A 12011-nucleotide genomic window follows, 5' to 3' on the forward strand; every position below is an offset into this window, starting at 1 on the left:
TCAAATTGTAACTTTTACCAACCCCCCGGATCCACCAGCAATCTGCTCTTAATCAAGCTTGACCTATTTTCAGTTTCTAGGTATTTCATGCTTCCGGAAAGCGGGTTTCGTAGAGGGACCGGGGAATGAATCCCCGATCCGATCGTTCTCAGCCGCGATTCTCGCACCTTTTCCTGTTTTCCGGTGGCACCTTTCATTCTCACCTGGCGAACTGGTTGATCTGCAGAAAAATCGGAAAAATGGAATTACCCGAATCGATCCCCTTTTCCTCCGTCGATGAAAAACTCCCTGTTTCTCAGGGCGATTTCCGAGACTTTGCTGAGGATCCCATTGCTGAAATGCGGAAGCTCTATGCCGAGCATGGATCGCTTGCTCTGCTGCAGGATGGCTTTAAGAAAGTCGCTTTTGCGTTTGGTCCCGTTTGGAATCAACCTGTTCTCAGCAACGCCCAGGATTACCACTCGATGTTCTTCGCCATTCGTGGCTCCCGAAATTCCTCGCTCCGTCGTCTGACCAGTGGCTTGCTCAGCATGAACGAAGATGAACATCGGGAACACCGACGAATGTTGATGGGGCCATTCGCCCGTAAGTCATTCGAAAAATACTTTGAAGGCATCGATTTTCTCACGGCCGAGATGCTGAACAGCTGGAAAGTAGGCGACGAAAAAGACATCCTCGCCGAGATGACGCAATTCATGCTTCGCGTCACCAGTGGTATGCTATTCGGGCTCGACAACCCTGAGTTCGCGTACAAGCTCGGACACATGCTGCACGAGTGGGTGCAGATGAATCACGAGATTGGTACCGGTGCCTTTGTTGCTGATTCCAAATACACAGAACGCTACCAGGACCTGCTGACACTTTCCGACGAACTTGAAGTGCAGCTCAAAAGACTACTGGAGATGAAACGTCAGAATCCTGGTGACGGAAAAGATGTACTGTCGATTTTGATGAAAGCGTATCAGGAAGAAGATGCTGTCGATGATGCCAAATTGATGGGGCATATCGCGCTGTTATTCGCCGCCTCACATCTGACAACTGCGCATACTTTTACCTGGACCTTCCTTCTGCTGTCACAACATCCCTCAGTCATGCAGGAACTCCATACTGAATTGCAGGCAGGCGTGCTGTCCAATCCACTTAATCCGAACAGTACCGAGACATCGCTCGATCGCATCCTGAAAGAAAGCATGCGTGTGCTGCCAGCCTCGGCTTACTCGCAGCGAATCTGTGCCCGCGACATGACTCTCGGCCCATTGCAACTGACTATGGGGACGCCCGTCGTCTTCAGTCAGTACATGACCCACCACATGTCCGCCCTTTATCCCAATCCAGATCAGTTCCAACCGGAACGCTGGCTCGATATCAAACCGTCACCGTACGCGTACTTACCGTTCGGGACTGGTCCTCGAATGTGTATCGGTGGTCCACTGGCGATGGTCATTCTGAAGATGGTGATCCCTAAAATTCTTAGCCGCTTCAAGCTATCCACCGTTCCGAATTCGACAATCAACGGTCGTGTCATCTCTACCATGCTGACGCCTACCAGCACCGTTCCGTTGCTTCTTGAAGAGCAAGACGGAAATTTCACTTCCGCACCGATTCAAGGCAGCATTCACAACCTTGTCCATCTGCCCTCTGCAGGAAAAGACGCGATCCGCCACGCGGCTTAGTCCATCTGTAGAAGCTGTCTCAAATCCCCGTACAATAGGTTCGTAAAATCTTTCAGGGGGAGGCCTGCTCAGGTTTCGTGACGTCTGAAACTAGCGATTAGAGCGAATGCAGAAGAATGCATTTAATTCTCAGACACTCTCTATTGTTGGTGACGAGTTCCATTTCGCTGTAGAATATGGATTAGAAAGCCCCTCATCTACTTCAAGAATCCCTGGACAGTGAATGTTTTTTGCAAAGAAAAACTACTGATCTCAATGAGAGATCCGGCAACCTACCGTTTCCACCAGACCAGGAATTACTACTGCGGTGAAGGTTGATCGCTCTATAAACGAATCGAATTTCATCAGCCGGCCGGAGATCTTTCGTGATCAGGGCACGAATAGCTAGAGTGCCTCCGCAGTAACGTTGACAAGTACTCCGGATTCGACATTAATTTGTATTATGTCGCAGTTAAATCGCCTCCGACCAACACGTCTTTAATCCTTCCAACCAGATCGCAAAGAGTGTATGGAAACCTTCCTCTGTCACAAGACGAACGTCGCGGATACTTTTGCGGAAGCATTCCCGGTTGTCGGAACTCGAATTCTCATCACGGCGGATAGCAATTATTGGGCTGAACAAGCGGGAAGAGAAGTCACAGGGCATGCCACCAGTGTGATCGCCTGCGATGTGGAAGCCTCTATCGAACGGGCGCTGGCCGAATCGGAATCTCCTGACGGACGTCCGGGCGTGAGTGTGCTGATGTTTGCTTTTGATCGCAAGTCATTGCAGAAAGCGATTGTGAATCGAGTAGGGCAGAATGTACTCACCTGTCCCACAACCGCTTGCTATAACGGCATCACAGACTACGATCCAGAGAAAGCAATTTCACTGGGAGGACAACTCCGCTTTTTCGGCGATGGTTTTCAGAGTTCGAAAAAACTGGGGGATCGTCGTTTCTGGCGGATACCAGTAATGGATGGTGAGTTCCTGTGCGACGAGCAGGTGGGAACCTGTAAAGGGGTCGGTGGTGGCAACCTGATTCTTTGCGGGGAATCGAATAGCTCCGTTCTCCACGCTGCGGAGACAGCCGTTGCCGCGATTCGGAAACTCACAGACATCGCTCTCCCATTTCCAGGGGGCATCGTGCGCAGTGGAAGCAAAGTGGGTTCGAAATACTCTGGCCTGAAAGCGAGTACGAACGAAGCCTACTGCCCGACATTAACCTCTCGCGTTGAAACTGAGTTGCCCGAGGGAACCAATAGCGTGTTGGAAATTGTCATGGATGGGCTCAGTTATAAAGCAATCACTCAAGGCATGCAGGCCGGCATCAATGCGGCAGCAGTATGCGACGGCTTGACGCTGATCACTGCGGGAAACTACGGCGGCAAGTTAGGTCCACACCTGTTTCACCTGCGAGAACTAGTCGGAGTATGAGAAGACTCTTCTTCCAAATATTATACTTTTTTATAAGCCCTCTAGTAGATTGAATTGTGAGAGAGACTTAAATGACAATGCCTACTGCACTCTATGACTCCATTCAAGTCTAGATAATCAGCATGCTTATCAGGGAAATATTATTTCTTTGTCTTTAACAAGATCATAGTCGGATGTCCAACCACCATACATATTATGGTTCCCGGGCAAAAATGTGTCTCTCCTGTATTTATATGAAATAGTAATAGTTACGGTAACAGCCTTGTCCAGTTTTTCACCAGACAGTTTGAGTATAAACTTGTCTTTCAAATCAAAATCAAGATTTGCTTCTAACTTCTCTATCCTCTTACGGTTTGCGTCTTCTGTATTTGCAGACAGGATTCTAGTTGCTCCTATATACTTCTCATAATCATCTTCCAGATTGACTGAGACGAAGATGAGTTCACTGGGAGTACGTGACTTAAGCTTCCAAGACCACGGAGGAGGGTCATAAGTATACTCGTTTTTAGTGTCGGCCAGCCTTATTAAAGATTGAACTGCTGCTACAGCAGCGCAGAGAGTCATGACTAAGAGGATAATAAGAAATGTTCTTGAACGATATATATCCATAATGTGCTTTCGTGCTACCGCCTAGCATTGTGGTATCCATGACTCTCATGCGTTGTCTCGAATAGACGTAACTTTTCCAAGCCAGTGTGCCTTAGCGAAAACGACGCGGAGTCCCTCTTATTCTACCGGAAACAGCCTCTTGGATAAATTTCCTTCCGAGGGAGATACTGCACTACGCCAATCGTTTCACATCAGTGGCAAATCCGGTGAAGGTATTCGCATCGAGCTGGATGGCCGAGGTTTCGGCACCGACTTGAATGCCTACGCTGCCTGCCGTCGATCGTGTCTCTTTTAGTTGATTATTGACGATATTGAGATTCGCGGTCATGCCCTGTATATCTATTCCCAAGGCTTGCTTAGCTCCGTTGTTCAATAGTTCGTTTTCTTCGACTCGATTGTGATCGCCTGTGAAGCCTTCGCCGCGTTCGGGACGGAATAGAATTCCGTATTCGCCACAGTTGCGGATTTTGTTTTTCGTGATCAGGTTGTGCGTGTCACGATGTCCAACAGAAATGCCGGATTGCCGGCAAGCGTTGATTTCGTTTTCTTCGGCGAGCCCGAATTTCACTCCCCAGCAGAAGAAGATCCCAATGTTATTCTCGTCCAGCTTACAGTTGCGGATGATTGGGCGCTGTGAACCGGAGCCCGGATGGAGCCCCAGATCGGCATTGTGATGAGAATGACAATTCTCCACGGTTACGTCGTGACAAATCTGCCAGGAAAATCCATCGCCGTTGTAGTTTCTGGATTCCACATTTTGGAACAACATTTGATGGCAGTCCTGAGCAAAGATATTTCCGCCATAGTTGCCATTCAGGTTCGGGTTGTTCTCGCGGTTACCATCCAGAACAAGATTGCTGATTTCGATATCATGAATCTGGTCGCACTGAATCAACGAGAACAAGCTTTTCGCATGCGCCTGTCCAATTTTCCAATAGTTGTTACGGAGTGCGCGATCCAGTTTGAAACGATCTCCCGACCGCGCGACTAGAGTTCGCGTCAGCACCGTCTGAGTACCATTGTCCGTATTCTTCGTAATCAGGCAGACGCCATCACCGACATTAAATCCGTGCCCTGGTTTAAACGTCACTTCCTGATCGAACCAGTCTGAATCTTCCGTCAGTTCAGTCTGTTTAACGTTATTCTTTTTAAAGATCGTCTCACTGCCAGAGCCCGTCAACCGGACTTGTGAAGACATCTGGATTCCATTGTCAAACCGATATTCGCCCGGAAGAACGTTCACCGTCCCTCCGCCCAACCGGGAGACATAGTCCACAGCGGCCTGAATTGCTTTATCAGTCTTACCTGTGAGATCACCCGTTTTCTGTCCCACGGTGATGGTTAACATCTCATCCCAGGCTGGTTGATGTTTAACATCACCTGATGTCGCTCGAGGATCCACAACCGCAGGACGGTCTGCCGCCTGAGCAGTGCGAAGTCCTCCCCATAATGCGGTTCCCGTAGCCAGGGCGGTCGTGCTGAGGGTTGTGCCCAGAAATGATCTACGGTTAAAGCGTGGTGTTTTCATTCTGGTAATTCCAGCGAGTTGTTTTCAAGAAAATATGGGGGTAAGACGTCAGCCTCTGCCAATAGTCTGATTGAAGTTATGCCTTTCTCTGCAGGCCTCTTACATTATTGTGATCTACACAGAAATGAATCGCAACAGGTTCCCCGTCTGAGAAAACTAGAAAGTCTGACTCTATTAAATTAGTCTTCATTTCACAGACCACGCCTTTACAGTTCGAAGTTTCGTCCTTCATAATGAACGTTCTCTCTGTGTTCTCTTCATGGGGCTTGATTCTCAGCTTGCTCCATTGCACTGCACCTCACATATTATTCCCACTCAACGAGAACTAAACCATGCCCAGACTGCTCCGCAGGATTTTGTTGCTGGTCGTCTTGACTGGATTACCCGTCAGCTCCCTCCAGGCCGAAGACTGGCCTACCTACATGCACGACAACACCCGTCGTGGCAGCACCACCGAGGAACTGACATTCCCATTGCAACTCAATTGGGAAATTAAATCTCCGGCGACTCCGCATACAGCATGGGAAGGACAAAAAGGACGAATCCATGAGGGCAAAGAAATGGGCGACCGCGTCCGTTTTGACGATGCCTTTCATGTCACCACTAAAGAAGGCCGTGTGTATTACGGCTCGACCGTCGATCACCAGGTCCATTGCGTGGATCAAAAGACGGGCGAAGAATTATGGACCTTCTTCACTGATGGACCAGTACGACTCGCACCAACCTTGTGGAACAACTTCGCCTTGTTTGGATCGGATGACGGCTACGTTTACTGCGTCGATGCCACTGATGGTTCGCAGCAATGGAAGTTTCGTGCCGGACCAGAAGACTACTGGTTGCTAGGACGCGGTGATATGGTATCTCGCTGGCCCGTACGAACCAGCATCACGGTATCTGAGGACGGAACAGCGTACTTCGGTGCAGGGCTCTTCCCCTACGAAAACGTTTTTCTGTACGCCTTGAAAGCTGAATCTGGTGAGGTAATCTGGAAAAGAAATAACATCAGTCAGTTCAGTGCCAACAGAAGCGACATCGCTCCCCAGGGTTATCTGCTGGTTGAAAACGACGTGCTCGTTGTACCCTCAGGACGATCTCTTCCAGCTGTCTTCAATCGACAGTCGGGCGACTTCATGCATAAACGAACATTCGGTTGGCGAGGCGATGCCGGTGGAGTCATTGGTGGCACACGCGCCTTTCTGGCAGATGGTCAAATCTACGCTGCTGGACCACACCACATGCTGGCCATGGATCAGGAAACAGGCGATATCGGTTTCGGTTATTTCCAAGGCAAGCAAGTAGCCGTTTCTGAAGACCTCGTCTTCACTTTGCATGACGGGAAGATTACCTGTTACACACGCATTCCTTACGCAGAGGCCAGTCTGGAACGACACGCGCTTCAACAAGAGATTAATGGCCTGCAACGAAAACTGTGGAAAGCCAAAGGAGAAGAAGCCGACAACTTGAGAAAAGAGATGGCGGCGATCGAACAAAAGATTGCGGATTCGATGCCCACCGGTCAGCTATGGGAAGCGGGATGCGCCCTTGAGGGGTCACTCGCGATCTGCGGAAATGCTGTCGTCGCGGGTGGGGAACAACGGGTTCAAATATTTGATCGCAAAACCGGCGATCAACTTGAACAACATGAAGTAGAAGGGGAAGCTACCGGGTTTGCCATTGCAAACGGTTCTCTATTCGTCAGCACGACCACAGGAAACATTTATAATTTCTCTCCTGAGAAAACTTCCGGAGACAAACAAGGCTCTACAGCCAAACTCACTTTTTCTGATCAGGATGAAAATGTTGAATTGATTCAACAGGCAGCCGATAAGATCCTCAAGGCAACAGATAGCGATATTGGCTTCTGCTTGATCGTCGGGGCTGAACGGGGACGCCTCGCTTATGAGCTAGCTCAACGTTCCAACCTGAAGATTTATGGTATCGAGCCCGACCCTGCCAAAGTTCGGGAAGCACGCGAGAAACTGAAAGCGTCCAACCTCTACGGTCACCGTGTTGTCATCCACCAGGCGGATCTGGCCGACATTCCCTACGCGAACTACTTTGCCAACCTGGTGGTCTCCGAGACAGAAATCCTCACTGGAGAACTGCCAGCCGACCCAGAGTTGATCGTTCGGCATGTCAAACCGCTCGGAGGACAGGTGTGTTTGCAAGCGACCTCTGCTGATTCCACCCGATGGCTGGAGCAAATGGGACTGAAAAAAGACGCCGACATTAAAGAACAGAACGAGCAGGTTGTCCTCACACGTAGTGCCTTGCCGGGTGCAGCGAACTGGTCGCACCAGTATGGCAACGCGGGAAACACCGCCAGCACCGAAGACCGCCGAGTGAAAGGGGGCTTGAGCGTCCTCTGGTATGGCGATCCGGGGGCAAAAGAAATGGTGAACCGCCACGACGCAGCCGTCGGTCCACTTTCGGTTAACGGACGATTGATTGTTCAGGGCCAGGACACCGTCATGGCTCACGATGCCTACAACGGTGTAAAATTGTGGGAACGTGAAAATCCTCGTTCGATCCGCACGGGGGTTTTCCGCAATGAAAACCCGGGCAACCTGGTTGCCAGCGATTCCAGTATCTTCATTATGGAGCGAGAAGTCTGTTGGGAACTGGACGCCGCCACGGGAGAGGTTATCCGTGAGCATCGTGTTCCTGTCGATGAAAACCAGGAAGACTATGAATGGGGCTACGTCGCATACAGCGAAGGCAAGCTCTTCGGCACTGCAACGATTCGAAAAGAAATCGAAGAACGAAGCCGTCGTCGCGGGAAAGCAACCGTTGACAATACGGACTCCATTTTTGCGATTGATGTCGAGACAGGCGATCTGCTCTGGAAGTACCAGGGGCACAACATCACTCACCATACAATCGCCCATGGACCAGATCATGTTTACTTTATCGACAGTCATTTGACTGCCGAACAGCGAGCGGAACTGCTTCGGGAGGACAAATCAAAATACAAAGATCTTTCGCCCGAAGAACTAGAGCAGGCAGAAAAAGAAATCAAGGAAATCGACGCCCGACTGGCGGTTGCTATTGAAGCCAACAGTGGCGACGTCGCCTGGGAAGTCGCCGTGGATGTGACCGACTGCAGCGACATCGGAACCGGCGGTGGCAAACTGACTTTAATGTTCCAGAACAATATGCTGATCCTGTGTGGAGCGAACGCGAACGGACACTACTGGAAACAGTTTATGGAGGGAGAGTTTTCAAAACGGAGATTGGTCGCCCTTTCCTCCATTGATGGGGAAAAAGTCTGGGCCAAAGATGCCAACTATCGGCACCGTCCCATCATCGTCGAAGACCAGTTAATCGCGGAACCCTGGTCGTACGACCTCTACAGCGGTGAGCAGAAAATGCGGGAAGACCCAATCACGGGTGAAGCTGTTCCGTGGAGTCTCATGCGGTCCGGACACCACTGCGGGATGATCACCGGATGCCCCGACATGCTGATGTTCCGTTCGGGTTTCACCAGCTTCTTCGATCTGAAGGAAGATGGCGGAACGCAACATTTCGCCGGGCATCGCATCGGGTGTTGGATCAACGCCATCCCGGCTAACGGATTGGTCATGGTTCCCGAATCGAGTGCCGGTTGTGTCTGTTTGTTCTCACTCGCCTCTACAATTACCCTTGAACCACGTGAGGATGCTCCGCGCTCTCCATGGACTATCTACAGTCTTGTGGGAGAGCACTTGCCCGTTAAACAGATGCACCTGAATCTTGGAGCCCCGGGGGATCGTCAGGATGCAACCGGCACTGTCTGGCTAGGCTATCCTCGTCCTCGCCCCAGTAGAGAAACGAGTCTCGATTACGAACTCGATCTGTCCGACAAGTTTGCTGAGTCTGGTAAGTATGAAGACTTCAACCCGGAGTTCCTGGAAATTAAGGCTGACGAACCCAAATGGTTATACGCCTCGTACGGAACGGGCCTGACTTCCTGTACGCTGCCCCTGTTACGAGAAGAAGATGCTCCACGGACTTACTCCGTAAAGTTACATTTCGCAACTCCTTCCATCACCGATACCGCTGAGAAAGTCGTCTTCGACGTGAAGGTGAACGGAGAAGTTTCCTTAGCGAATGCAGAGCTGGAGCCGTCATCTCAATCGGAATTGGTCACGGGAACAGTTATCGAGATTCCCAATGTGATGATCACTAGAGATTTGCAACTTGAACTCGTTCCGCAATCGGCAGAACAGGCGAAGAGCTTAAGGCTCTCTGCGATCGAAGTCATCGTTCAGGAGAAAACGGCTATCAACGAATAGAAGATCTGCCAGAGGGATACGGCATTACAGAGATTCGAAATTACATCGAGTAATAAATAAACAGAGCTTCGAGGAAAGTCCCCGAAGCTCTGTTTATTGTTGGTTCTGTAATTCTACTTGAGCGAAATCGCTTGGGCCAGGGGCTGTAACACCTGGCTGATCACAAACTCATCCATCAGTTCGTCTGATTTCTCTTTGAGCTCCAGCAACGTCTGTTCGTACGTTGTTCCGTGGTCGAGGCTGCCGTACTGGCGAATCGTGAAATAGACACTGATTTGTTCTTCAGGAAACTCTCCACGCCGCACCTGATAGGCGCTCGTTCGAGTTTCAATCATCAGCCGGGCCTGCCGTCGACAGTTCTCTTCCAAACTAAGAGTGAACGAGGGTTCAAAGTTTAGAACCTTCACTCCCGGAATTTCACGGACAGGATCAAATCGGGATCCCATTCCTAATGCCTCTGCGACGAGTTCATCATGGTTGCCCCGGTAGTTAAAATCAAACCCGGTCGTAAAATCGAGCGCTTCACAATCGAGTGGACTGACCGAGAGCATGTAAGGAATCAATTCCAGCACTAACGTGTGCTGCTCCATCGCCGCATCCACGTCAGTTGGATTGATGTACCCGCTACATATTCGGCGGCGTTCGATATTCAACCAGCGTTGATGCCCCTGGTCCTTATCTTCTTCCAGTACAAAGTCCGACGTCCCCTTCCCTTCGTGGTCGCGTGTGTAGAAATTGCGCATACTGGGATAAGTACGCTGAACACGTTCACAAAATCCGAGTACCGTATCCCGTCCCGCAGGAAGTTCCATCTCGGTATTCAGGATCATATTCGAATAAAAATCATCTGCGAGTGATCCATAAGGATGCATAGCTGGGACTTTCTTCTTCTGGTTCAGGAGAGCTAAAATCTATTTAACTGGAATCACTTCAGGGAGCACTCACCAGATCAATTTGTTCGCCGGAAATAATTGCTCACTTCGAAGGTTAACCCTGTGAGGGCTTTCCACTGGGAAAGGTGAGAATAAGCCAAATCGATTGTATAGTTCCCTTTCCGGCAGGTCAAAGTGGGTGTCAAATGGATGCTTCATTTGTGAAAAAAGTTCGCCCGGAATCACACCAATATTGAGATTAAAAAGGAGATCGCCAGCATGCTGAATTACAATGTCTTCGACACTGATCTGGGCTACTGGGGATTTGCTGGTCGGGATCACCAGGTACAGGCAGTCGTCATCGGCCATGAGACCGAACAATCGGCTGCTGACTCTCTGCTCGAAAAGGTCAATCGATACGAATTCGTAGAAGCGGAATTCGACGACTGGTACCCAGAACTCCGTCGTGATTTACAAAAATTTGCCGCTGGAGAGATGTGCTCCTTTGAGAAAGTGGACCTCCTCTTGCCGGAGAAGTTGACTCATTTCCAGCGGAAGGTACTGACTCAAACGCGACAGTTACAGTATGGTCAAACCATTACCTATCAGGACCTGGCCGAACGGGCGGGGCATCCGGGCGCGGCACGTGCCGTTGGCTCCGTGATGGCGAATAACCTGATTCCGATTCTAATTCCTTGTCATCGAGTTCTCGGAACGGGTCGCAAATTGGGCGGATTCTCTGCTCCTCAGGGAACATTGCTTAAACGAGATTTATTAAGAATGGAGGATCCTGCTCTGGCTGTTTTGTTATAATGCTGGAAACAGATCTCACTGTTAAAATGGAAAAGGATGCTTCAGTTTCGTTCCAAGAGGGCGATCGACTTCCTCTTTCCCATAATCAAACAGGAATCACCGCAAAGGGAAATGTGTGACTGATCAACATTTATGGGCCCCCTGGCGACACTCCTATATCACTAGCGATGAAGCCCCAGAACCGGTTTCGTCGGGCTGCTTCCTCTGCGATTATCTGCAGCAGCCTGAAGATCAGGATCGTTGCAACCTGATCCTGTCGCGAGGCGAACACTGCGTTGTTCTGCTGAATCGGTATCCCTACAACAACGGGCACCTGCTGGTCGCGCCACTCCGCCATCAATCGAAATTGTCGGGGCTCACCCCGGATGAGCATCTGGAATGCATGAATTTGCTTGTCCAGCTTTCGAATATCATATCTGAACAAATGAACGCCGACGGCTTTAATATCGGTTTGAATGTTGGTAAAGTGGCGGGAGCCGGACTACCCGCTCATCTCCACTGGCACCTCGTTCCCCGCTGGAATGGAGACAATAATTTCATGTCTGTCACTGCTGGCACAAAAGTCATATCGCAATCTTTAGACAGTTTGTATGAATTACTCAGCCGGAATCTGTCGGATTAACCTGACATCCATTTCAGTTTGCCGTTACGGAAACCTACTAATTCCGTATTCATTACTGTATCTGCAAATTGTCCCGTGGAAACGGTACCGAATGTTGTAGGATAAATAGTGACATCACACTCAGACAGGAGCCTCCAGCCTGGAAGAAATCTTTCAGTTGTGGGATTCCTGTTGAATTCGAAGAAGCAAACGGCAACATTTGA

General features: G+C 49.9%; 8 protein-coding genes. 5 read left to right on the forward strand and 3 right to left on the reverse strand.

The window, feature by feature from the left end; translation table 11 throughout:
- The first annotated feature begins 125 nt into the window (after positions 1-125).
- Together Pla110_RS15380 and fhcD are read left to right on the forward strand one after the other, a co-directional pair.
- A complete protein-coding gene (locus tag Pla110_RS15380; protein ID WP_231742492.1) occupies positions 126-1673 on the forward strand; it encodes a cytochrome P450 in 1548 nt (515 codons plus the stop codon).
- A 508-nt stretch (positions 1674-2181) separates the two neighbouring features.
- The gene (fhcD, locus tag Pla110_RS15385; RefSeq protein WP_144996792.1) at positions 2182-3090 is read left to right on the forward strand and encodes a formylmethanofuran--tetrahydromethanopterin N-formyltransferase; all 909 of its coding nucleotides are present in this window, start codon (positions 2182-2184) and stop codon (positions 3088-3090) included.
- Positions 3091-3219: 129 nt separating this feature from the next.
- Here the strand turns inward: fhcD and Pla110_RS15390 are convergent, their stop codons facing one another.
- Together Pla110_RS15390 and Pla110_RS15395 are read right to left on the reverse strand one after the other, a co-directional pair.
- Entirely contained in the window at positions 3220-3699 is a 480-nt protein-coding gene (locus Pla110_RS15390) for a hypothetical protein (RefSeq protein ID WP_144996795.1), read from the reverse strand.
- A 172-nt stretch (positions 3700-3871) separates the two neighbouring features.
- Positions 3872-5227 carry a right-handed parallel beta-helix repeat-containing protein gene (locus tag Pla110_RS15395; protein WP_144996797.1) on the reverse strand — a complete coding sequence of 452 codons (1356 nt, stop codon included), beginning with the start codon at positions 5225-5227 and terminating at the stop codon, positions 3872-3874.
- Positions 5228-5559: 332 nt separating this feature from the next.
- Between Pla110_RS15395 and Pla110_RS15400 the strand changes: the two genes are divergently transcribed.
- Positions 5560-9501 (forward strand): outer membrane protein assembly factor BamB family protein, encoded by a 3942-nt coding sequence (locus Pla110_RS15400; protein ID WP_144996799.1) that lies wholly within the window; start codon positions 5560-5562, stop codon positions 9499-9501.
- 113 nt (positions 9502-9614) lie between these two features.
- On the opposite strand, the gene Pla110_RS15405 is transcribed toward Pla110_RS15400, so the two are convergent.
- A complete protein-coding gene (locus tag Pla110_RS15405; RefSeq protein ID WP_144996801.1) occupies positions 9615-10373 on the reverse strand; it encodes a hypothetical protein in 759 nt (252 codons plus the stop codon).
- A gap of 279 nt (positions 10374-10652) precedes the next feature.
- On the opposite strand from Pla110_RS15405, the gene Pla110_RS15410 reads away from it, so the two are divergent.
- Together Pla110_RS15410 and Pla110_RS15415 are read left to right on the forward strand one after the other, a co-directional pair.
- Complete coding sequence (locus Pla110_RS15410; RefSeq protein WP_144996803.1) at positions 10653-11186, forward strand: methylated-DNA--[protein]-cysteine S-methyltransferase; 534 nt, start codon at positions 10653-10655, stop codon at positions 11184-11186.
- 115 nt (positions 11187-11301) lie between these two features.
- Positions 11302-11808, forward strand: coding sequence for an HIT family protein (locus Pla110_RS15415; RefSeq protein WP_144996805.1), 507 nt, complete (start codon positions 11302-11304; stop codon positions 11806-11808).
- The last annotated feature ends 203 nt before the right edge of the window (positions 11809-12011 follow it).

The sequence above is a fragment of the Polystyrenella longa genome (genome assembly GCF_007750395.1).
Lineage (GTDB): Bacteria > Planctomycetota > Planctomycetia > Planctomycetales > Planctomycetaceae > Polystyrenella > Polystyrenella longa.